Raw genomic sequence first — 22,021 nt, forward strand, 5'->3', positions numbered from 1 at the left:
AACGCCCCTTGCTGCGCAAGGGGTGCCCTGCGCTGCTCGAAGCATCGGGTGGCTGCGCAACTCGCCCTCGCTAACGCTCGGTGCTCGGACAGTGCTCGCCACCGCCATGCTTCGCACGTCGGAACCCGATGCTTCTGCGCTGCTTGGCGTTTCAGAGGGGGATTGAAAAGCGTCGACGATCAGCCGCTGCAACTTCATCGCAGACCGGAATCCGGGCGTTGCGGTGGAACAGATGGGGGCGCCTGCTACGGCTTCAGCTCCATCCAGGCCCAGAACGACTCACAAGCGTCGCTCTGCTAATGGTTTTGATTTTGGGTCCCGTCGAGAGCGCCGAGTGGCGCAGCGGGGGCGGGGGATCGGCGCGGAGCGCCGACGGCGAGGACTGTCTGAGGCCCGCAGGGCCGAGTTCCGCAGCCGCCCGACTCCGCGAGCACGCGAGGGAAGTCAGGCGCAAAGCGTCTGACCGCGAACGCCGGGTCGCCTTTTCTTGGTTACTTCTTTTGGCGAAGCAAAAGAAGTAACACGCCCGCCAGGGCGGGATCCGGCTTGAACGGAAAAGCCGCGGCAAAGCGACGCGGCAAATCGCAAGCCGAACCGTTGTGCTCTGCGACGCGCAGCCCAAGCCACGCCGCTCCCCGATGCCAACCCAACGGCCGGCGCTGCGTTGCCGCCACTGTGCGCAAAGTGCCCGCACCACGGCACCGAACACCCCCGCCGTGCGATCCGTCGCTCCCCCACCCCAAATCCGCTACCGAGCGGATTACCAAAGCGGCATACTCGCCGCCACATCCGAATCCGTTCTGGAGCATGGGCATGAACCCGTTTGCGAACAAACGCATCCTGGCCGCTGGCGCGGTCGTCGTGGCACTCGCGGCCGCTGGCGGTGGCTGGTGGTACAAGCACCGTGCAGCCGGCGCGGGCGGGACGATGGCGGGCGATGCGGTGATCGCGGATACCGGCGGCCCCTTCGCGGCGACCGATTGCCGCGCGCGTTTGTTCGAGGATCAGCCCGCGCTGGCGGTGGTGTTCTCAGAACCGGTGGATCGCAGCCAGGCACTCGACAAGGTTTTCCAGGTGACCGACCTCGGCCGCATCGACGGCAAGTCCGAATCGGGCGAGGAGCAGGCCAACGGCAGCAAGCCGCGCAATGCTGACAAAGCGGCGCCGGGTGAAAAGATTCTGCAGGGCAGCTGGGTGGTGGATGGCAACCCGCGCATCGTCGTGTTCCCCTACATCCAGCCGCAGCGCAAATATCGCATCACGGTAAACGAGGGCGTGCTGGCCGCGAGCGGCGCGAAGCTCGCCAGCGCAAAGACCTGCGAGCTGGCGACGGAAGAGATGCCGCCTTCCTACTTCTTTGCCAGCAAGGGTACGGTGCTGCCTGCGAAGCAGAACGGCGGCTTGCCGGTCGTCACGGTGAACGTCGCAGAAGTGGATGTGCAGTTCCTGCGCGTCGAGCCGGAGAACCTGCCGCGCTTCATCGAGCAAGTGATCGCGGGGCGGCGTGCGCCGGCTTCGGACGAGGAGGCGGCGGGCGAGGGCGGTGAGGAGAACTATGAGTATGGCTACGACACTAACAGCCGGCTCAAGGGCACGGTGGGTTCCTGGCAGCTCGATCGCCTGCGCGATGTATCGAAGAGCGTGTACGCGGGCCGCTTCCTGACCGGCGACAAACCGAACAAGCGTCAGGTGACCTTCCTGCCGGTGGAAGACGTGAAGGAACTGCAGGAACCCGGCGTCTACATCGCGGTGATGAGCCAGCCGGGGCGCTTCCGCGAGGAATACCAGGTCACCTACTTCTACGTCTCCGACATCGGCCTGCACGCGCATCGCAACACCAAGACGATGGATGTCTTCGCCACCTCGCTGGTGAGCGGCAAGGCGATGGGGGATGTCGACATCGAGGTGCTCGACGCGAACGCGAAGCGGCTCGCCAAAGCCAAGGTTGATGGTGACGGGCATGTGCAGATCGCCGGCCTGCCCGCATCGGCCCACTTGCTGCTGGGGCGGCGCGGCAAGGAGTTGTCGCTGGTTGCACTGCGCGAGCCAGGGCTGGACCTGTCGGAGTTCGATATCGGTGGCCACCTGCCGCGCGACGCGAAGTTGTTCGTGTACGCCGGACGTGATCTGTACCGGCCGGGCGAGAAGTTCAACGTCTCGCTGCTCGCACGCGATGCCGACGGCCGCGCGCTGCCGCCCTCGCCGGTGCAGGCGATCCTGAAGCGGCCGGATGGCCGTGCGGTCGTTACGCAAAGCTGGCGCCCGAACGACAAGCAGCCCGGCTACTTCCAGCAGGCGCTCAGCCTGCCGGCCGACGCGCAGACCGGCCGCTGGATGCTGGAGGTGCGTGCCGATCCTGCAGCGAAGGCGCCGGATGCGGTGTGGAGCTTCCAGGTTGAGGAATTCCTGCCCGAACGCATGAAGCTGGATCTCAAGACCGCCAAGGCGCCGCTGATGGGCGGCGACGCGTTTGAGGTGGCGGTGCAGGGTGACTACCTCTTTGGCGCGCCGGCGGCGGGCAATCGGCTGCTCGGCAGCGTAGCGATCGAACGTGCGCGCACGCCTTTCACGAAGGAGTGGAACGGCTTCATCTTTGGCGACTTCGCTGACGACACGCTCAAGCGCCGCAGCGAAATGGAAGAAACCGCGCTCGACGACAAGGGCGCCGCGAATGTCACGGTGCCGACGGGTGTCGATAGTGCGAAGTCGCCGGTCACGGTGCGTGCGTCCTTCAGCCTGCTTGAATCCGGAGGCCGCCCGGTGGTGCGTTCGGTCGAACGCATCTGGTGGCCAGCCAAGGCGATGATCGGCGTGCGCCCGGCCTTCGACCGCGATGTGTCGCGCGAAGAACAGAACGCCGATTTCGAGCTGGTCCGCGTGACGCCCGCCGGTGTGTTGGCGCCGCTGGCGCAGGCGAAGATCCGCTTGTTCCGCGAAGACCGCCAGTACTACTGGCGCTTCGACGATCAGCGCGGCTGGCATTCCGGTTTTACCGAGACCGAGGAGCTGATCGAATCCGGCGCGGTGGTGCTGAAGCAGCGCGCCAAAGTGTCCTTGCCGGTCAAGTGGGGGCGCTACCGCCTCGAAGTGGAAGACCCGGACACGCAGCAAACGCTGCGCTATCGCTTCTATGCCGGCTGGAACGCACAGGACGCCGACGATGTAGGCAACCGGCCGGATCGTGTGCAGATGAAGCTCGAAGGCGTGCCGGCCAAACCGGGCGACAACGTGCGCCTGACTTTGACGCCGCCGCACGATGGCGAAGCGCTGGTCGTGGTCGAAGGCGACAAGGTGCTGTGGACCAAGCGCGTCGCGGCCTCGACCGGTGGCACCACGGTCAGCATTCCGGTCGATGCGAAGTGGGCGCGGCACGATCTGTATGTGTCCGCCGTCGTGTTCCGCCCCGGCAGCCAGGGCGACCGCGTGACGCCGGCGCGTGCGCTGGGCCTCGCGCACCTGCCGCTGGCGCGTGAGGACCGCCGCCTCAAGGTACAGGTGACGGCGCCCGACAAAGTGCAACCGGAACGCATCACAAAAGTGAAGGTCAAGGTCGATGGCGCGGCGGGCAAAGTGGCGACGGTGACCCTCTCGGCGGTTGATGTGGGCATCCTCAACATCACGCGCTACAAGACGCCGGACCCCTTCGACTTCTTCTTCGGCAAGCATCGCTATGCGCCTGAACTGCTCGATCTGTACGGCAAGCTGATCGAGAAAATGGATGGCACGCGCGGCAAGCTCAAATGGGGCGGTGACGCCGGCATGCGCGACAGCCAGTCGATGCCGAAGAAGGTGAAGCTCGTCGACATCTTCAGCGGCCCGGTGCAGCTCGATACCAAGGGCGAAGCCGAAATCCCGCTCGACATTCCGGACTTCAATGGCACGCTGCGGCTGATGGCCGTGGCCTCGACCGCCGAGCGCTACGGCAACACCGAACGCGAGATGACCGTCGCCGCGCCCATCGTTGCGGAACTCGCGACGCCACGCTTCATCGCGCCGGGTGATCTGGCGACCATTGCACTCGATGTGACTAACCTTTCCGGTGCGCCGCAAGACATCACGCTCAAGCTCGAAGCGACCGACCCGGCAAAGATCAAGGATGGAGAGCGCACGCTCAAGCTCGCCGACAAGCAACGCAGCACGCTGCGCTTCCAGGCCGAGGCGACGGATGCCTACGGCCTTGCTCGCGTCACGCTGCAGTTGAAGACGGGCGGCGCCAAGCCGATCGTCATCAAACGCGAATCGGCCCTGCAGGTGCAACCGCCAGTGCCGATGGAGCGCGTGGTACGCCGCGCGCGCATCGAGCCGAACGGTAGCCTCAAGCTCGATCCGACGATGATCGCGCCGTACTTCAAGGCATCGAGCAATGTCAGCGTCACGCTTTCGAACAAGCCGCCGCTGAACGTGAAGGCGCTGGTCAAGGGCCTGCTCGACTACCCCTACGGCTGCCTTGAGCAAACCACCAGCGCGGCCTATCCGCATGTGTTCATCGACGAGGCCGGTGCCAAGGCGATGGGGCTGGAGCCGCGCACCCGTGAGCAGCGCGCCGCCTTCATCGAAGGCGCGATCGGCCGTATCGCCGGCATGCAGGGCGCGCAAGGGGGCTTCACGCTGTGGGGCCAGGGCAACTACGAACCGTGGCTGACCGCCTATGTCGCCGGTTTCCTGCAGGATTCACGCGAGGCCGGTTTCACCGTGCCGGCGGAGATGAGCAAGCGCGCGCAGACCTGGATGCTGCAGCAACTGCAGAACGCGCCCAACAACTTCCCCAGCATCCCCGGCACGGTCAAGCCAGACGACAAGGGCTTCTACAAGGCGCAGGACTACGAGCTGCTGCGCAACGGCCATCAGCGCTTCGCCGAGATGGCGCACCTCGCTTACATGCTCGCCCGTGAGCAGGCCGCGCCGCTCGCTACGCTGCGATTGTTGCACGACCAGTACCGCGACCGCGCGCGTTCACCGCTACCGCTGGTTCATCTTGCGATTGCCTTGCAGCTCTCCGGTGACCCGGCGCGCGCCAAGGTTGCACTCGATGAAGCGATGACGCGCCGCTATGGCGTTCAACCGACCGGCTACTACTGGGAATGGCTGGGTGACTACGGCTCGCCGGTGCGTGACCTGGCGCTGTCGTACGCGCTGCTGGTGCGGCACAAGATTGCGCACCCGCGCCGGGAGCAGATCCTCTTTGACCTCGCTGACCGCCTCGGCGAGCGTGGTGGCTGGGCGTCCACTCAGGAACGCCTGTCGCTGTTCCTCGCGGCACGCGCGGCGGGCGGCGACGGCAAGCAGGAATGGAGCGCCGTGCTGAAGAACGGTGACGCGGCCCAAACACTCACCTCGAAGAGCTCCGAAGCACGCAGCTTCGACGCTGCCGCACTCGCCCGTGGCGTGCAGATCGATAGCAGCCACAGCGAGGCCCTGTTCGTCGAGATCGAAGCCAGCGGCTACCCGGTCAAGGCGCCCGAACCGAAGTCCGACGCCATCAAGCTAACCCGCACCTGGTACGAGGCCGATGGCAAGGAATGGAAGGGGCGCCCGCTCAAGGTGGGCGACATGATGATCGTGCGCGTCACCGCCAGCGCAAAGCAGCGCATCGAAGACGGCTTGATCGTCGACCACATTCCGGCCGGTTTCGAAGTCGAGAACCTCAATCTCTCGCAGGGGCCATCAGCGCAGGAGTTCACCGTTGGCAACATCAACGTCGGCCAGGCGATGGAGGATGCGCGCATCAAGCACCGTGAGTTCCGCGACGACCGCTATGTCGCCGCGGCGCGGCTTGAGCCGGGTGAGCTCAACGTGTTCTACATGGTCCGCGTCGTCACGCCGGGCCGCTACGTCGTTCCGGCCCCGTTCGCGGAAGACATGTACCGACCCGAACTGCGCGGCATCGGCCCCGCCTCGGCGCCGATCACGATCGTCGATCCGCGGGCGCCGCAGGACAAGTAACGGCTGAGAATGTGCATGGAGGTGTCGTGATGACGCAAATCGGCGAGGGTGTTGCGGTTGGCTTGGTACTAGACGAACCTGGCGACAAGAAGTGCATCTTCTGCGGTGAGGACCATCAGAAGAAAGAACAGGAGCCACTTCCACCAGAGACGTTTACGCGCAATGACGACGCGCTTACACAGGCGGGACGCAGTTACATAAAAGGCGATGCGGATCGATCCTGCTATTACCCGAAGGACGCTTCGGGCGCGTGGGTGAGTCCATTGGAGCCGCCTGCCTGGGATGATCAGACGATCTTCAAGACATACCTTAAGGGTGGCAAGACCAGCGCGCGCGCTGAGAAATATCAACCTCCACCAATCAAGGGATGGATCGCCGCTCCCCACCACATGGTCGCGGTTTGCTGCATGAACGGCACGAACAAATTGCCGCGAAAGCCAAAGGTGAATCCGTGGGCGAAGAAAGGGGCGTATGACATCAATGGCGGCGGTAATTGCATCTTCCTGCCCAGCTCGGCGAGTCAGTTCTTCGCGGCGTACTACTTGGCGAGATCACGTGGCACAGGGAGGCCATTGCAGGGGCACCTTGGCGCGCACAGGAAGATCTATTTCGAGACTGTCTGGGCGATGCTTGAGCGGACCGTACGGCTGCTCAAGGCCGAGGGGTTCTGCGACAAGACAGAGGAACCGGCCGACAAAGATGCGATCGCGAGGGCTGTTGTTGAGGAGATGCATGTGACGGAGGCAACGCTGTTCAGAAAGCTCGCTGCGCGCCAGCCCGAAGATGCCTTCCGTCTGGGCGCCGAGAGCTACATCGAGATCCCTCCTGACGATGTTGATATCAACGTGGCGCGCGCGCAGATTGCCCCCTTTCTGCAGGGCGCCTATGAAACCCTGCCGGAGTGGTACTGATCATGCATTACCTGCTTCGTTCTGCTCGCGAAACCTATCCGTCCATCGTGCTTCGAACCGCCATAGAGCAGCTCGACTGGGTGAGTGGCGTGCGTTTTGTACGGCCGATGCCGCCGTTGGAATTCGAATTCGAGTCCCCGCATGGCTTCGTTTGGCCTGATTACCTGAGACCCAACTCAGCCATTCCTCTTTTTTCCGCAACGATGTGCGACGTGTTGCAGAGTGCCGGAGTTTCAAATATCGATTACTACCCGGCACGAGTAACAAACACCGCAACCGGCGAGACGAGGGCGTACAACGCCGCGAACATCATTGGCATGGTGGCGGCGATGGATAGGGGGCTATCGGTGTATGAGCCCGCGCGGCGACACCCCGTGATGGTGCGTTCGATCGATCGACTCGTTATCGACGAAGGCCGTTGCCAAGGTTTGCGCCTTTTCCGGCTGGCCGAGTACGACTTGCTTGTGCTTGTCGATGAGCAGGTGGCGAGAATTGTGGGATCAGCGCCATTGACGGGAGTGAGGATCGAGAACCCCGTCGACTGGGATGGGTTTGCTGACTGATTGCCGCTCAGCGGGAGCGTGTCCACCTCAGACGGTACGGCGGGCGATATTCGGCTCCAGAATCCGTGAGCCGCAGGTTGCGCCTCTGGCCAATTCGGCGCACCTTAGGTCGAACCTCGCTGGGATGGGGCGGGCGTATGGCCTGCATTGGCTATATCGCCTCTTTTGTGTAACCCGGGCATCCAGTCGCGTGCAGGTTGCCTTGCCGTCTCCCACGCGAGACCCCGAACGGTGCGATTGATGAATTGGGGCTCGCTTACGTCGGTCATGAATTGAGCCAGATCCTCCCACAGATCCCACTCCGCCGATGCAGTCTCTGCGCTGATCGGAAGCGCGCGACCCTTGATCACCCAGCGTTTCGCGCTTGTGGCCCTGGCGAGCACGAGCACGAGCGCGGGCGATTGGGTGCTACCGGCGCCAGTCCAGCATCGTTTGATGCGCATCGCTTGCAGCCAGCTCCGTGGCACATCTTTCAACGAAAGTCTTTCCACTTCAGCCGGCTGACAGTGAGCGCGGAGGCGTCGCGCATCATGGCGTCTGCGTTCAGATTGCCATTGATCGACATGTGTGCGGACGTGCCGTCGCCCCAGTCCCAGTTGTGCCAACTCACCCAGTAGGCGATCTCGGGGTAATCCTTCTGCCGCCGGCTCACGTAGAGGCGGTCGTCAAAGCTTCCGGTCAACGTCACAGCGCCGACAGCGCCCCATTCGCCCATGCCCATGGGTTTTCCGAGGTCGCGCAGATCGCTGTAGTACGGAATGTCCAGCTTGTCGTTGTAGGAGGTTGCCGCTACGACGTCGACAAAATTGTTGCCAGGGTATCGCCACGTGACCGGGTAATACGAATAGGGCGAATAGACCCAAAGCAGGTTATGTAGCCCCTTGTCCTTGGTGAAATAGCGGTGCATGTCCTGCCAGACCGCGACGTACGGGTCCGTACCGGTGCTTGGCGGATTTGTGGCGCCCCACCAGAACAGGTTCCAGTTCATTTCCTGCATCGGACGCCACAGCACGACGACCCCTGCGCTCTGTAGTTCGCCAAGAGCGGCCGCGATCCGATCGAGCTTCTTGCGCCAGATAGCGTGCATCGGGGATGCCGGGTCCAGCAACTTGCGGAGGTCGACGTTCTTCATGTTGTCGCCAGTCTGGCGGGTGTTGCTCCAGACTCCGCGGTTGCCGGCAAGATCGCTTTCATCGTTGAGCCACGGGCTCTGCGGACTCCAGTTGATAGTTACTAGGCCACCTTTCTGCCAGTGAGCGATAAGGACCTTGTTTGCGGCGGCGAGTCGCTCCGGTGTGAAAATCTCATCGTGCTCATAGTCCAATCCGACGATACCGGGCAGTTCTCCGCTGCTTGCTTCGAGTGCGCCAACAAGAGGCGCATAACCGACGTTGCCGCTTTGGTTGAGGATTTGGTCGCCGTGCCCGGTATTCTGTCCAACCACCACCCCTGAGCCGCGCTGGGACGACAGGGCATGCACATAGTGCAAGACCGCAACGGCGTCTGCACTGGCGGCAGGGTCGCTCGGGTTGGCGATGGTTGCCGCTGCTGGGGGGCTATCCGACGATCCGCCACACGCCACAAGAACCAGCAGCAGAGCAATACTCGCCGCGGTGATGACTGGCTTCATGAGTACTCCATGGTTGTTGAGTCCGATTTGCGAGCAAGTCGCCGTCCGCAAAATTCCGCGTCGACTCTGGGTCCTGTTTAGCAACCTTGGGCAAGCCGATTCACAGGTGTTGATGCCCTTTTTGTGCCACTTCGATTCTTCTCGCTGGAATCGGTTGATCAGGTCTGCGGCCATTCGACACCAAATGCCTAGTGGATACGACGCCGTCATCGCGGATTTCGACCATCGCCGTGCGTACTGTCACATTCGCCGTCGATGCGGTGTGGGTTGTCTTTGCGGCGACAAAGACAATGCCGGTGTAATTTTCTTGCGGCATGCAGCGTTAGCGCTGCCGAAGCCAGCCTGAGAGGCGCTCCGGCGCCCATTTCTGACGAGATCGATCAATGAAATGCAGAGTTCTTGCCGCGCTGGCATGTGTACTTTTGATGCTGAGCGGTTGTGGTGGTGATAACGCAGGCGACGAGAAGCCCGTGGCGTTCACTCAGGAGTCGCTTGCGGTACCTGTAGATGGCGCCTCGCGTTATGTGCTCTACGTTCCACCGGGTTACGAGACGAGTTCCGACAAACGCTGGCCGCTGGTGATTTTCCTGCACGGCTCTGCTCGCTTGGGTGAGCTTGGATTCGACAACATGATCCGGATTGGCGTGATGGGATTCATGCGGAATACTGGCACTCACTTTCCGGCAATCATCATCGCACCACAGCAGGAGGTGGATTTCTACCAATATCCAACGAATGCTGAGTGGCCAATTACCTGGCACGACCCGGTCTTTCTTGATGCAGTGATTCGGGACGTCGAAAGCCGCTATCGCGTCGACAAGACGCGGGTGTCGATCACCGGCGGCAGCATGGGGGGATTCGGTAGTTGGGCGATGGCGCTGAGTTTTCCGAAGCGCTTCTCGGCCGTCATGCCGGTCGCGGGCGGACTCACGAATGACGATCTGCTTTACTTCTCGAACATCCCGCTGACTGGCGCGGAAGATTGGGGCCACGCATTCGATGCCGTCGCCAGCAATACGGTGCGTGTCTACAGCGGCTTGTCCGACAACAATGTACCGATTGCCGTTGCGCGCAATCCGGTATCGTTGCTGCGGAGTGCGGGCGGCAATCCGGATGTCCACGAAGAAGCGATGGACCACGCGGGGGTGCAACTGCTGGCCTTTACCAAGGACCCGGTGGACTGGATGCTTGCTCGTGATCGGCCCGATGCCGACAGCGCCTCAACGCCAATACCTAACCCACAGGAATTCGCGGGTGCGTACCACTTCGATACCGGCGAGAAGGTGAGCATTTCCGCGACCGACCGCCAGATCCGGCTCGATTTCGGTCCGGGCCGCAACCCGATGCCCTTCCTCTATATCCGTGACGACCGGTTCATCGCGGGCTGGTTGATGTATGCGCGTCGGGATAGTGCGGGCAATGTGAAGTGCTTCGTCTCTCCGCTGCCGGCGGTCAAGGTGCCGTATCGCTTTTACCCCGACCTCATTCGGGACGACGCCACCGAGGCATGCCGCGCCTAGGCGCGCAGTCCGCGCCCACGTTAGCGAGGGCAATGTTCGCGCGCGCGGGCGACGCGAACGGCCGCGTGTCGGGTTACGCTTTCGGTTGATTGGCCGTATGCCGCTTGTGAATACCATGAACCGAAAACACATCAACCTCATCGCCGAACTCGCCGTCAATCTGGCGCTGCCGTGGATGGCCTACACGCTGGCCGAGCCGCGCTGGGGCGAGTTGGGGGGCTTGATTGCCTCGGCGATTCCGCCCCTGCTTTGGAGCCTGGGCGAGTTGCTGCGGCATCGGCGTCTGGACGCGCTGAGCGTGTTGGTGTTGGTCGGCATTGCGATGTCGCTGGTGGGCTTGGCTCTGGGTGGCGATGCGCGGATATTGCTGGTCCGCGAATCCCTGGCTTCTGGTGCGATTGGCGTGGCCTTTCTGGTGTCGTTATTGTTTGAGAAGCCGCTGATTTTCTACCTCGCGCGCGCGACGATGGCCCGTGAGCAAGACGACGCCCACGAGATGATCGAGGCGTGGTGGGCCACCTCGGGAGCCCGTCGGGCGGTGTCGGTGATGACCGCGGTGTGGGGGAGCGGCCTCACCGCCGAGGCCGCGCTGCGTACCTGGCTGGCATGGACCTGGCCACCCGCCCGCTTCCTCGCGGTGGCCCCATTCATTGGCTACGGGCTGGTCGCGCTGCTGATGCTGTGGACGCTGTGGTATCGCCGCCTGCTGGGGCGCGCAGAGCGCGATGCCGGCCCGGCTGATGGCCAGCAGGTCGGCCCGCAAGATGCGGTGGGTTGAAGCCGCTCGCGATGACGACGCGCAGGTCGTCACGAGCGATGCGATGCTGAGGCGAAAGACTTGAGTTGGATGCAAGCGCGCAGTGTGGCGATCAAGCGGATGCTCGCTGCACTGGCTGTGCGCCGCAGCGCACGCGTGGCATTGGCGACGCTTGCTTGCCTCGTCCTCACGGCGTGGGTGCTCGATCGCCTGTTTCCGTTGCCGCTTCCGCCGCACGAGGCCGGACTGATCGTTGCCGCAGCCGACGGCACCCCGCTGCGCACCTGGCCTTCAGTGGATGGCGTATGGCGCTACCCGGTTACGGCAGAACAGGTGTCACCGCGCTACCTGCAGGCGGTGCTCAACTACGAAGACCGTTGGTTCCGCTGGCATCCGGGCGTGAATCCCTTCGCGATGCTGCGTGCGGCGTGGCAGTGGGCGCGCAACGGGCGCATCGTTTCCGGCGGATCGACGCTGACGATGCAGGTGGCGCGCATGCTCGATCCGCCGCCACGCACCTTGCGCGGCAAGCTGCGCCAGGTCGTGCGTGCCTTGCAGCTTGAAGTGCACTTCTCGAAGGATGAAATCCTCACGCTGTACCTGAACCATGCGCCGATGGGCGGCATCGTCGAAGGTGTTGAAATGGCGAGCCGGGCTTACCTTGGCAAACCGTCCAAATACCTCAGCCACGCCGAGGCCGCAATGCTCGCGGCCTTGCCACAGGCGCCGTCGCGGCTGAGGCCCGATCGTGCGCCGGACAAGGCGCAGGCCGCGCGCGACAAGGTGCTCGATCGCATGGCTGCATTTGGTGTGTGGTCGGCAGCCGAAGTGGCCGATGCGCGTGTTGAGCGCGTCGGCGCACAGCCGATCCGCGCGCATTGGCTTGCGCCGCTCGCGGCCGAGCGCCTGCGCGGCGAAGCGCGCACCCCGGCCGCAGCAGCGCGTACCGAAGGCGCCTTGCAGCTTGTACGCTCCACGCTGGAACCTGAGGTGCAAAGCACGCTGGAGCGCATGTTGCTGGATCGCGTCGATCAATTGCCGCCGAAGGTGTCGATGGCGGCGTTGGTGATGGACAACGCCAGTCTTGCGGTGCTCGGCTATGCCGGCTCGGCGGATTTCTCCGATCGCGCCCGTTACGCATACGTCGACATGGTGCGAGGCGTGCGCTCTCCGGGCTCCACGCTGAAACCCTTCCTCTACGCGATCGCGCTGGACGAAGGCCTGATTCATTCAGAGAGCCTGCTCAGTGATGCGCCGCAGGCTTTCTCCGGCTATGAGCCCGGCAACTTCCAGGCCGCATTCTCCGGCCCGGTCAGCGTTGCCGAAGCACTGACACGGTCGCTCAACGTGCCGGCGGTCGATCTGCTCGACCGCGTGGGGCCGCAACGTTTTGCCGCCCGGTTGCGGGCGGGCGGCCTGCGTTTGCGCATGGCCAAGGGCGCTACGCCCAACCTGTCACTCATCCTCGGTGGCGCAGGTACAACGCTGGAGGAACTCGTCGGCGCGTATCGGGCGCTGGCCGCGGGCGGGTTGGCTGGCCAACCACGCCTCACGCCCGATGCCCCGCGGGTGGAGAACCGCATCATGAGCGAGGGGGCCGCCTTCATCGTGCGCGACATCCTTGAAACCGGTGGTCACCCCGACCGGCCCTTCATCGAGGCGGGCTCGCGGCGCGTGGCGTGGAAAACCGGCACCAGCTTTGGTTTTCGCGACGCATGGGCGGTTGGTGTGACCGATCGCCACACGATAGGTGTCTGGGTCGGCCGCCCGGACGGCACACCCAACCCCGGCTTCTTCGGGGCCAACATCGCCGCGCCGCTACTGAAGGACATCGCGGCGGCGCTGCCCGGCGCCGCCGCGAGCGCGCCACGCACGCCGCCGAAGAACGTCGGCGTGGCGGAAATCTGCTGGCCGCTTGGTCGCGCATTGGCCGACACCGATCCGGCGCATTGCCACCAGCAGCGCACTGCATGGACGCTTAACGGTGCCGCGCCGCCAACGCTGCCGGACCGCGTGCGTCCGAGCGGGCAGCTCGATACGGTCTGGATCGATCCGGACAGCGGCTTGCGCACTACACCCGCCTGTCGAGCCGATGCCCAGGCCCGCCGCGTCGCGCGTTGGCCGACGCATCTGGAGCCCTTCCTCGGCCCTGCAATGCGTGAACGCGTTGGCATCCCCGCCTGGTCGCCGCGCTGCGTGGCCGCCGGCGACGGTGCGGGCAATCTCCGCATCAATGGTCTGACGCCGGGCAGTGTGCTTCGGCCGGCGCCTGGCCAGGCCTCCGCGCGGGTGCAGTTGCAGCTGCTGGGGGCGAGCGGCGCCGTGTGGTGGCTGCTGGACGGGCGGGTGCTGCGCAGCGCGCCGGCCGCTGCGACTCAGCTGATCGAGGTCGCTACCGCCGGCGCCCACACTGTCAGCGTGGTGGATGCCGGCGGGCGCTTCGCGGTGGTGGATTTCAGCATGAGTCTGCCGCGGGCGAACTGAGCTCCCGGCGGCGGCGCTGCCGAATCAGGTCGTGAGTTCGCCTGAGATGTAGCTGGAGAGCTGGCTGATCGTGCGTTGCTGTTCTTCGATCACCGCTTTCACCGCATCACCGATCGTGACGATGCCGATCAGCTGGCCCTTCTCAACCACTGGCAGGTGGCGGATGCGGTTGTTGGTCATGATCGCCATGCAGTCGTCGATCGTCTGCGTTGGCGAGACGGTCAGCACATTGCAGGTCATCAGGTCCCCGATGGTCGACTCCGCCGAGGTGCGGCCCTTGAGCACCACTTTCCGCGCGTAGTCACGTTCGGTGAATATGCCGGCGAGGCGCTCGCCTTCGGTGACCAGCACCGAACCCACATCGTTCTTCGCCATCAACTCCAGCGCATGCAACACGCTTTGATCCGGCGAAACGGTGAACACCTTGCCACCCTTGGCTTGAAGCATCTGCCGTACCGTAATCGTCATTGCCTTGCTCTCCTCGCTGTGGGTATGCCGCTCTCGGGCGGATCTGTGAGCTTCTAATCTGGACTGCCCGCATCAAAATCACAAGGATTGCTTTGCAGTGTGCGCGAGGACACACGGCACCGCAGCCAGCCCTTGCTGCCGGCAACGGCGGAGGGCATCGTACCCCCTCCTTTCCCGGCAGGGCCAGCCCCGCCAATGTTCCCGACCTTTTCGGACCGATCATGATTGCGTTTGCCCGCCGTGCCCTGAGTTGCCTTAGCGTGTGTTCGATGCTGTTGTGTGCAGGCCCATCGTCGGCCGAAGAGGCCCAGGTCGCCGCGCGCCAGGCAGAGATGTCGGCTGCGGTGCAGGCCGCCGAAGCGGTGAAGGTGGTCGGCCCGGCCGAAGTGAAGCTGCTCGACCAGGCCACGTTGAAGTTGCCCGCAGGCCGCATCTGGGTGCCGCAGCCGGCTGCTGGCAACCTGATGCACGCGATGGGCAACAGCGCGGATGATCGCCTCGCTGGCGTGATCTTCCCGGACGGCGAGGGCGACTGGCTGGTTGTGGCGGAGTTCGAGAAGGCGGGCTACATCAAGGACGACGACGCGCGTGACTGGAAGGCCGACGAGTTGCTTGAAAACATCAAGCAAGGCACCGCCGCCAGCAACGAAGATCGCCGTGCGCGCGGCATCCCTGAGCTCGACGTGCTCGGCTGGGTGCAGGCGCCGACCTACGATGCTGCCACGCACCGCCTTGTGTGGTCGATCCGCGCACGCCAGAAAGGCCAGCCTGAAAGCGCTGAAGGTTCGATCAACTACAACACCTACGCACTCGGGCGCGATGGTTACTTCAGCCTGAACCTGGTTACCGGCGCCGATCGCATCGCGCAGGACAAGCCGGTCGCGCATGCCCTGCTTGCCGCGCTCGAGTACGGCGACGGCAAGCGCTACTCGGACTTCAATGCCTCCACCGACAAGGTGGCTGAGTACGGGCTCGCCGCGCTTGTCGGCGGCCTGGCGGTGAAGAAGCTCGGGCTCTTCGCCGTGATTGCCGCCTTCGCGGCCAAGTCGTTCAAGCTGATCGCGCTCGGCGGTGTTGCGCTGGTGGCCGCCGCCCGCCGCCTGTTTGGCGGGCGCAAGGCGCAGCAGGACGACGCGTCCGTCTGAGCGCGGTGTCGAATCAGGCGCGCCGGAGCACGCTGCGCGCCTGAGCGGCGTACACTCGGTCCGTGCTCGGCACGCCGCGTATCGACGACGCCACCTCCCCGGCGAGCACAAAGCCAAGCGCATCGAGCAGCGCCTGCGAGCGCAGGTTGCGGGTGTCCGCCACCGCACGGAGCACCGCCACCGCACGCTCGTGCCACAGCCATTCAATCATGCGTCGCACCGCCACGCGGCCGATACCGTGGCCCCAGAATGCCGGCGCGATCAGGTAGGCCAGTTCGGCCTCTCCGTCGGGCATCACCGTCGCCTGCACAATGCCAGCAACGGCGCCGTCTTCCGGAAGCCGCACGGCCCAGTTGAGCCACTCCTCGTTCAGGTGCGCGGGCGCGCCAGCGGCGAGACGCGCGAACCACGCGGCCAGTTCCTGTTGCGAACCCGGCTGCTCGATCGGGACGAACGCATACAGCGCATCGGACTGCGCATGGGGCCAGAAGGCCTCTGCGTGGTGCGTGGCGAGTGGTTCGAGCAAGATCGTGTCAGGCGTTACAGGCATGGTCTGACGGTGGAGCCCTGGAGGGGTGATTCGTACCGCAAGTGTGCGCGTTGCACCAGACCAGCTTGGCAAATTCATGCAAAAACGCCCGGCGCGATCGTGGCCGCCGGGCGTTTTGCGTAACCAGCGCCGTGCGCGCCGGTGTGCGAGGTTCAATTCACACTGACGGCCGACCAAGCGCGTGCCACGGCGGCGTATTGCGCAGAGCTTGCCCCGAAGAGGTCCGCCGCCGCGCTGAGCGTTGCGGTGCGGGCGCCCTTGTAGTTGGTGTTGGACGTCATGTACACCGTGAGCGCGCGGTACCAGATCTTGCCTGCCGCATCGCGCCCGATCGCAGTGAGCCCGGTATCTGCATTGCAGACCAGTTGTGAGGCCGACAGGTTGAAGCCGGTCGGCACCTTGGCGCCCTCGGCGAGCAGGTAGAAGAAGTGGTTCGCCACGCCGGACGAATAGTGCACGTCGAGCGAACCCAGCGTGCTGCTGTAGCAATCGGGCGATGAGCCATCAAGGCTTGGCTTGAACATGTAGCGCAGCGCCTTGGTCGGGTTGCTGACGCCCTTGTTCGCGACGAAGATCTTCTCGCCGATCAGATAGTCGCCTGGGTCCGATGCGTTGCTGGCATAGAACTCCACCAGCGTGCCGAAGATGTCCGACGTTGCTTCGTTCAGGCCGCCTGATTCACCCGAGTAGGTGAGGTTGGCCGAACGGCTGGTGACGCCGTGCGTCATCTCGTGGCCGGCCACGTCGAGCGAGGTGAGCGGATAGTAGCTGGTGCCATCACCGTCGCCGTAAGTCATGCAGAAGCAGGAGTCGCTCCAGAACGCGTTCACATACTTGCGGCTGTAATGCACCCGCGAATAGGCGCCACGTCCATCGTTCGCAATGCCGTTGCGACCGTGCACATTCTTGTAGTAATCCCAGGTGACGTTCTGCCCGAAGGTGGCGTCGACGGCCGCGGTGGCGGTGTCGGCGGTGGTGCCGTCGCCCCACACGTTGTCGGCGTCGGTGAAGATCGTGCCGCCGCTGGTGCGGTTCTTCAGGTTGGTGGTGTAGTGGTTGCCACGCGAGGGGTCACGCAAGGCGTAGCCGCCAGTGCTCTGGCTGTCGGTGGTCAGCGAAACGGAGCCGTCGAACAGGCTCTTGCCGGTGCCCAAGGTGGCGGCTGTTTCGATCTCGTCCCACTTGTCGAGCACTTGGCCACCGTGGGCGTCGATGAAGGTGTGCATCACGCTGGGTGTGCCGTCGGGTGCCGTGCCGGTCGTCACTATTTCATAGGCGAGCGTGGGTTGGCTGCCGCGCGCGAAGATCACCTGCTCGCTGCGCGAGGCGCCGTCGCGCTGCCCGCGGAATGCCGATTCCGCGACGGCCGTGGCCGCGAGGTCGTCGAGCGTCGGGCGGGTGTCGATCTGATGCCGTGTCGCCATCGTGTGGCTGAAGCGCTGCGCTTGTCCGCGCGCATTCGAATGCACGACGATGTCGCCGCCGATCACGCGCAGCCCCTTGTAGGTGCGGTCGAAGCGGACATGCTCACTACCGTCGGCATCGGTAATCGTGCCGCGTGCGATGAACTGATCGCCTTCGGATGCCTGCACGTTTGCGCCGAAGTTCTGCAGATGGATCTGGGCGCGTTTGACCGCCGGGGCGGATGCTTCCTGCGCCGAGGCGGCGCCAACGCTGGACAGTGCGACTGCGATTGAGACCACAAGCTGACGTTTGCGAAACACCATGGGTAACTCCTTCTCTGTCGGGCTGGAGAGTCGGGGTGCGCAGTTGTGCCACGTACCCTCGTCGGTCGGGGGGATTCGAATAGCATAGTTGCGGCGGACGCGCTGTCCAGCGTTTCCCGCATCGAAGGCCGGAGTTGACCGATCCGGCGTGGCTGTCGCGCCGCATCCGCTACGATTGCCACGCTGCTCATCCGGCAGCGATCCGGCCCCGCAACCACGCGGGCGCCAGCAGAGGTCACACGATGAATACTGCCCAAGCCCAGCACGCCACTCCCATTCCCGCAGCCGATGTTTTGCCGGCGATGCGGTTTCTTGTTCTCGCTGCGCGATTGCTCTGTGAATACAACATGCGCGCTGAACTGCTGCGGCGGAAATTGCTCCGCGCGGCGTCGCACCTTGGCCTCGATATCCTGGTCTTCGTCAGCTACCGCGGCGTCACGCTCTTTTCGCCCGGCGGGCAACAGTTCCACGCGCAAGCCCCCGAGCTGCGCATCAACGTGGCCGTCAGCTCGGTCGTCAATCGGGTGATCGATGAGGTGTGCGAAGGCCGCATCGGGTTGGCCGAAGCAACTGCAGAGTTGGAGTCGATCGAGCGCCGTGCCGTGCGCCATAACCGCTGGCTGCTCGCCTGCATTTTCGGCGTTGCAGCCGCAGCGCTGGCGCGCTTGCTGCAAGCGGATTGGGGGGCGGTCGCCGTGAGTGGCGTGTCCTCAGGGCTTGGCCTGCTGGCGCGCCAGGAACTCGCGAAACGGCATGTCGTGCTGTTCGCCATGCCGTTCACCGCGGCCCTGATCGGCTCGATCCTCGGCGGGCTGGTGATCCGTGCCGGATGGACCGCCACACCGGGGTTCTGCCTGATGGTGCCCGCGTTGATGCTGGTGCCGGGGCCACATCTGATCAATGGCCTCTACGACATGCTGGAAAACCACATGCAGACCGGGATCGCACGCCTCGGGCTGGCCACGGGGATCCTCGTTGCGGCGGCACTCGGCGTCTTCCTGGGCGGCTGGCTGACGCTGGGCATGACCACCGTGTCCGCGGTGCCCTCGCCAGACGCCAACATCACCTTGCTGGTCGACGTACTTCTGGCGGGCGTGGCGGCCTGTGGCTTCGGCGCGTTCTACAACGAACCCTGGCGTGTGCTCTGGACATCGATCCTGTGTGGCATGGTGGGCCACGGCATCCGCTACGTCGCCATGCACAACGGCGTGTCGCAGGAGATCGCGACCTTGTTTGCCTGCCTCGCGATCGGGGCAATGGCCAACGTTGCGGTTGACCGCATGCGTCTGCCTTTTGCCGCCGTGGCCTTTGCTGGCGCAGTACCGATGATGCCCGGCGTGTTCATCTACCAAGGCATCGCCGGCGCGATGCAGATCGCGCGTGAAGGCGCGCATGCTGATGCGGCGCAACTGGCCGCGACTTTCGCGTGCTTCTTCAAGGCCTGCTTCGTGGTGGGCGCGATGGGGCTGGGCTTGCTGATCGGCGCGCGCCTGGCTGGATTGGTACGGCGCCCGCGGGATTGATCGCCGCCAGCCGTTTGTCGGCAGGTTTGACGAATTTCTCGCTCGCAAGCGAAACGCCGGGCGTAGCATGACCGGATTGCAATGATCGGGTGAGGCGGCGCGACGGCAGGTGATACATGCCCGTCAGCGAGGCTGGGAAGGAGCGTCACCATGCAGTTTCACGAACCGACGATGGCGATCATGGCGGCCGCCATTCACACCGCCCTGGCACTGGTGCTGACGTTGACGATTCGCCGGCGGAGCGAGGTGCCCGGCGGTGACCTCTGGTGCCTTGGTATGAGTCTTGTGGCGACCGGCCTGATCGCACTGGTCGGCCTGATGTGGATCGGCTTGCCCGGCGGGCGTGCCGTGTTCAATGCCGGCGTGCTCGCCGGTTTTGTTGCCTTCCTCGAAGGCGTACGCCGTTTTGATGGCGCCGAGGCCCGCCTGTGGCTGGTGCCGCTCGCCGCACTGGCGGGCCTGGTCATCAGCTTTGGTTTTGCGGGCGAGGGCATGCAGGCGACGATCCGAGTGACCTTGATGTCGGGTCTGCTGGTTTTGGCCAGCGGTGCGATCGCGTTGCGTGTGCTCGGCCCTGGTGCTGTCGAGGAGCAATCCGCTCGCGTCGTGATCCTGCTGGCCGCGACCGGACTTGGCGGTATCTTCTGCACCCGCATCGCCGCAAACTTGTTGCCCGGCGGTCTGAATGCCAACGATGCGACCACGCGCGTGCTCTGCTATGCCGGTGTCAGCGTGCTGTCGATTGTGTTCTCGTTCGGCTGCCTGCTCTGGGCGAACATCCGTGTCTCATCTCAGCTGGCCCGGCTTGCGCGCATCGACGATCTCACCGGACTCGCGAACCGTCTGTCTCTCACCGAACTGCTGGCTCGCCAGCACGCGCGCTGGCTGCGGAGCGGGCGCCCCTACAGCGTTGTGATGATCAACGTAGACCGCTTCGGTGATATCGATGCCGGTTTTGGTGCCGCCACCGGCGACAGGGTGCTGCTTGAAGTGGCAAAGCGGATTATCGGTGTCGCCCGTGCGGACGATGTCTGCGGACGCTTCGGTGGCGACGAGTTCTGCATCCTTCTGCCCGATACGAATGTGGGCGAGGCGCATGTCCTGGCAGAACGTGTGCGCCAGGCGATCGGCGAGGAGCCTTTCGTGCTTGCTGATGGCGCGATCGCCGTGAGTGTCAGCATTGGCGTTGCCGACTGCATGGTCGGTGAGCGGTCGCATGCCGTGTTGCGTCGCGCCGATCTTGCCTTGGTGAGTGCGCGGCAAGCGGGCGGCAATCGCGTCGAAGGCTGGCAGCCGCCAGCGGAAGTACCGTCACCGATTTCCGAAGACGATTCGGGCCCGCTGACGAGTTTCCTGCGCAGCCCCTTGCGCGCGTGACCAAGCCGATTCTGATCACGCCGCGCCGGCTGCGTGCCGCCGAGCGTGGGCTTGCGGCGGCGGATCCGGTGCTGGCTGCGCTGATAGCACGCCATGGCCGCTGTCTGTTGGCGCCCGACCCCGCTCGTTCGCCGTATGAGGCGCTGGCTACGGCGGTGATGTACCAGCAACTTGCCGGCAGGGCTGCGGAGACGATTCATCGCCGCTTCCTCGCGCTGTTTCCCGAGCACGCATTCCCGCCGCCAGCTGCGGTGCTCGCTGCGAGCGATGAGCAACTTCGTTCGGCCGGACTTTCAAGGCAGAAGCAAGCTTATCTGCGTGACCTCGCCGCCAAGGCGCTGGAAGGTGTCGTGCCGATGGCGAGTGGCGAACTCGAGCGCTTGTCCAGCGATGCGATCGTGATGCGGCTCACAGCCGTGCGAGGCGTCGGGCGCTGGACGGCGGAGATGTTCCTGATCTTCACGCTGGGCCGTATCGACGTGCTGCCGCTCGACGACTACGGCATTCGTGCAGGCTATGCCCGAGCCTATGGCCAGGATCGCTTGCCAAGCGCCAGCGAACTTCGCGCGGCGGGACAGTGCTGGGCGCCTTGGCGCAGCGTTGCCTGCTGGTACCTGTGGCGGGCTGCCGACGCTCCTTGAGCGCATATCGCGCACGCCGACCCAAAAAGACAAACAGGGCCGTTTGGCCCTGTTTGCTTTGCACCTGTCTCGGTGCTTGTGCCGGTGCGCGCGTTAAGCTCGCCCAGCGGGGGAGATCTTTAGTTTGCCTGGCAGCGGGTGCGCATCCATGCCACCGCGATCTCGCGGGTCGGCATGCTGCTCGACTTCGCGATCAAACGGACGCGGCCGTCTTTCTGTTCGTGGATCTCTGCAAAGAAGCCGTCGTTCGCGGCATACACACCACCGAATACGCAGTTGCGACCGGTGCCGGTTTCCATCACGTCAAGCGGTAGGGGGGCCATGACTATTCCTTTCTTTTTGCTTTACTGCTGAGTTGAATTCTAGTCGCAGCCAAAGCAGCTAACAAATTCAAGCTTTTGATATGTCGATAGTTTTTTCTATCGGGGACCCAAAATGAATAATGGCCACCGTTTGGTGGCCATTACGTCAGGGCGCCCGGATGTCGGGCGAGGGGCGGAATCAGGCGGCGGAGTGCTTGAACCAGGGCCGGCTCTGCATCCATGCCACCGCGATCTCGTGCGAAGGCAGCATGTCGGACTTGTCGACGCGGCGGATCGACCCGTCACGCTGTTCGTGGATTTCGGCGAAGAAGCCATCATTGGCGGCATAGACGCCACCGAAGACGCGCACCGAACCGTTGGAGACTTCAAAAACTTCGAGAGCGTTTTCACTCATGATCTGTACCCCCAGGGTAGTTGTACTGCGTGCCTTGTTATGCTTTTGTGCACAGCACAAAGACT

At 64.2% G+C, this 22,021-nt stretch carries 16 protein-coding genes; 10 read left to right on the forward strand and 6 right to left on the reverse strand.

The genetic code is table 11. From position 1 onward, the window contains the following. Positions 1 to 813: 813 nt before the first annotated feature. The 3 genes from JY500_RS02710 to JY500_RS02720 are packed head-to-tail and all read left to right on the forward strand — an operon-like array spanning position 814 to position 7,417. Complete coding sequence (locus JY500_RS02710; protein WP_206254997.1) at positions 814 to 5,943, forward strand: alpha-2-macroglobulin family protein; 5,130 nt, start codon at positions 814 to 816, stop codon at positions 5,941 to 5,943. A gap of 29 nt (positions 5,944 to 5,972) precedes the next feature. After that, a complete protein-coding gene (locus JY500_RS02715; protein WP_206254998.1) occupies positions 5,973 to 6,854 on the forward strand; it encodes an AHH domain-containing protein in 882 nt (293 codons plus the stop codon). 2 nt (positions 6,855 to 6,856) lie between these two features. Then, entirely contained in the window at positions 6,857 to 7,417 is a 561-nt protein-coding gene (locus tag JY500_RS02720; RefSeq protein ID WP_206254999.1) for an imm11 family protein, read from the forward strand. 472 nt (positions 7,418 to 7,889) lie between these two features. Here the strand turns inward: JY500_RS02720 and JY500_RS02725 are convergent, their stop codons facing one another. After that, positions 7,890 to 9,047 (reverse strand): glycoside hydrolase family 26 protein, encoded by a 1,158-nt coding sequence (locus JY500_RS02725; RefSeq protein WP_206255000.1) that lies wholly within the window; start codon positions 9,045 to 9,047, stop codon positions 7,890 to 7,892. Positions 9,048 to 9,430: 383 nt separating this feature from the next. Between JY500_RS02725 and JY500_RS02730 the strand changes: the two genes are divergently transcribed. From JY500_RS02730 to pbpC, 3 genes are all read left to right on the forward strand, one after another. Next, complete coding sequence (locus JY500_RS02730; RefSeq protein WP_206255001.1) at positions 9,431 to 10,567, forward strand: carboxylesterase family protein; 1,137 nt, start codon at positions 9,431 to 9,433, stop codon at positions 10,565 to 10,567. Between the two features lie 115 nt (positions 10,568 to 10,682). Continuing rightward, positions 10,683 to 11,345, forward strand: coding sequence for a VC0807 family protein (locus JY500_RS02735; protein WP_206255002.1), 663 nt, complete (start codon positions 10,683 to 10,685; stop codon positions 11,343 to 11,345). A 69-nt stretch (positions 11,346 to 11,414) separates the two neighbouring features. After that, positions 11,415 to 13,808, forward strand: coding sequence for a penicillin-binding protein 1C (gene pbpC / locus JY500_RS02740; protein WP_246479766.1), 2,394 nt, complete (start codon positions 11,415 to 11,417; stop codon positions 13,806 to 13,808). 24 nt (positions 13,809 to 13,832) lie between these two features. Here the strand turns inward: pbpC and JY500_RS02745 are convergent, their stop codons facing one another. Then, positions 13,833 to 14,276: a CBS domain-containing protein gene (locus tag JY500_RS02745; RefSeq protein ID WP_206255003.1), complete on the reverse strand. Its 444-nt coding sequence runs from the start codon at positions 14,274 to 14,276 to the stop codon at positions 13,833 to 13,835. A gap of 221 nt (positions 14,277 to 14,497) precedes the next feature. On the opposite strand from JY500_RS02745, the gene JY500_RS02750 reads away from it, so the two are divergent. Next, positions 14,498 to 15,421, forward strand: coding sequence for a DUF2167 domain-containing protein (locus tag JY500_RS02750; RefSeq protein WP_206255004.1), 924 nt, complete (start codon positions 14,498 to 14,500; stop codon positions 15,419 to 15,421). Between the two features lie 13 nt (positions 15,422 to 15,434). Here JY500_RS02750 and JY500_RS02755 read toward each other — a convergent pair whose 3' ends face one another. Further along, a complete protein-coding gene (locus JY500_RS02755) occupies positions 15,435 to 15,971 on the reverse strand; it encodes a GNAT family N-acetyltransferase (protein WP_206255005.1) in 537 nt (178 codons plus the stop codon). A gap of 152 nt (positions 15,972 to 16,123) precedes the next feature. Continuing rightward, positions 16,124 to 17,698 carry a M4 family metallopeptidase gene (locus JY500_RS02760; RefSeq protein ID WP_206255006.1) on the reverse strand — a complete coding sequence of 525 codons (1,575 nt, stop codon included), beginning with the start codon at positions 17,696 to 17,698 and terminating at the stop codon, positions 16,124 to 16,126. Between the two features lie 302 nt (positions 17,699 to 18,000). On the opposite strand from JY500_RS02760, the gene JY500_RS02765 reads away from it, so the two are divergent. The 3 genes from JY500_RS02765 (at position 18,001) to JY500_RS02775 (ending at position 21,239) form a co-directional block, all read left to right on the forward strand. Beyond that, positions 18,001 to 19,221, forward strand: coding sequence for a threonine/serine exporter family protein (locus tag JY500_RS02765; RefSeq protein WP_281391259.1), 1,221 nt, complete (start codon positions 18,001 to 18,003; stop codon positions 19,219 to 19,221). 150 nt (positions 19,222 to 19,371) lie between these two features. Beyond that, positions 19,372 to 20,598 carry a GGDEF domain-containing protein gene (locus JY500_RS02770; protein WP_206255008.1) on the forward strand — a complete coding sequence of 409 codons (1,227 nt, stop codon included), beginning with the start codon at positions 19,372 to 19,374 and terminating at the stop codon, positions 20,596 to 20,598. Beyond that, the gene (locus JY500_RS02775) at positions 20,595 to 21,239 is read left to right on the forward strand and encodes a DNA-3-methyladenine glycosylase family protein (RefSeq protein WP_206255009.1); all 645 of its coding nucleotides are present in this window, start codon (positions 20,595 to 20,597) and stop codon (positions 21,237 to 21,239) included. Before JY500_RS02770 ends, JY500_RS02775 begins: the two co-directional genes overlap by 4 nt. Positions 21,240 to 21,358: 119 nt before the next feature. Here JY500_RS02775 and JY500_RS02780 read toward each other — a convergent pair whose 3' ends face one another. Together JY500_RS02780 and JY500_RS02785 are read right to left on the reverse strand one after the other, a co-directional pair. Next, the gene (locus JY500_RS02780) at positions 21,359 to 21,562 is read right to left on the reverse strand and encodes a hypothetical protein (RefSeq protein WP_172201101.1); all 204 of its coding nucleotides are present in this window, start codon (positions 21,560 to 21,562) and stop codon (positions 21,359 to 21,361) included. A 178-nt stretch (positions 21,563 to 21,740) separates the two neighbouring features. Next, positions 21,741 to 21,956, reverse strand: coding sequence for a hypothetical protein (locus JY500_RS02785; protein ID WP_172201099.1), 216 nt, complete (start codon positions 21,954 to 21,956; stop codon positions 21,741 to 21,743). Positions 21,957 to 22,021 lie beyond the last annotated feature (65 nt).

It is taken from the genome of Niveibacterium microcysteis (assembly GCF_017161445.1).
Lineage (GTDB): Bacteria > Pseudomonadota > Gammaproteobacteria > Burkholderiales > Rhodocyclaceae > Niveibacterium > Niveibacterium microcysteis.

Excerpts from the sequence above, each read along its gene's own strand:
- JY500_RS02710 (WP_206254997.1), top strand. The coding sequence starts at position 814 with ATGAACCCGTTTGCGAACAAACGCATCCTGGCCGCTGGCGCGGTCGTC.
- JY500_RS02715 (WP_206254998.1), top strand. The coding sequence starts at position 5,973 with ATGACGCAAATCGGCGAGGGTGTTGCGGTTGGCTTGGTACTAGACGAA.
- JY500_RS02720 (WP_206254999.1), top strand. The coding sequence starts at position 6,857 with ATGCATTACCTGCTTCGTTCTGCTCGCGAAACCTATCCGTCCATCGTG.
- JY500_RS02725 (WP_206255000.1), bottom strand. The coding sequence starts at position 9,047 with ATGAAGCCAGTCATCACCGCGGCGAGTATTGCTCTGCTGCTGGTTCTT.
- JY500_RS02730 (WP_206255001.1), top strand. The coding sequence starts at position 9,431 with ATGAAATGCAGAGTTCTTGCCGCGCTGGCATGTGTACTTTTGATGCTG.
- JY500_RS02735 (WP_206255002.1), top strand. The coding sequence starts at position 10,683 with ATGAACCGAAAACACATCAACCTCATCGCCGAACTCGCCGTCAATCTG.
- pbpC (WP_246479766.1), top strand. The coding sequence starts at position 11,415 with ATGCAAGCGCGCAGTGTGGCGATCAAGCGGATGCTCGCTGCACTGGCT.
- JY500_RS02745 (WP_206255003.1), bottom strand. The coding sequence starts at position 14,276 with ATGACGATTACGGTACGGCAGATGCTTCAAGCCAAGGGTGGCAAGGTG.
- JY500_RS02750 (WP_206255004.1), top strand. The coding sequence starts at position 14,498 with ATGATTGCGTTTGCCCGCCGTGCCCTGAGTTGCCTTAGCGTGTGTTCG.
- JY500_RS02755 (WP_206255005.1), bottom strand. The coding sequence starts at position 15,971 with ATGCCTGTAACGCCTGACACGATCTTGCTCGAACCACTCGCCACGCAC.
- JY500_RS02760 (WP_206255006.1), bottom strand. The coding sequence starts at position 17,698 with ATGGTGTTTCGCAAACGTCAGCTTGTGGTCTCAATCGCAGTCGCACTG.
- JY500_RS02765 (WP_281391259.1), top strand. The coding sequence starts at position 18,001 with ATGCGGTTTCTTGTTCTCGCTGCGCGATTGCTCTGTGAATACAACATG.
- JY500_RS02770 (WP_206255008.1), top strand. The coding sequence starts at position 19,372 with ATGCAGTTTCACGAACCGACGATGGCGATCATGGCGGCCGCCATTCAC.
- JY500_RS02780 (WP_172201101.1), bottom strand. The coding sequence starts at position 21,562 with ATGGCCCCCCTACCGCTTGACGTGATGGAAACCGGCACCGGTCGCAAC.
- JY500_RS02785 (WP_172201099.1), bottom strand. The coding sequence starts at position 21,956 with ATGAGTGAAAACGCTCTCGAAGTTTTTGAAGTCTCCAACGGTTCGGTG.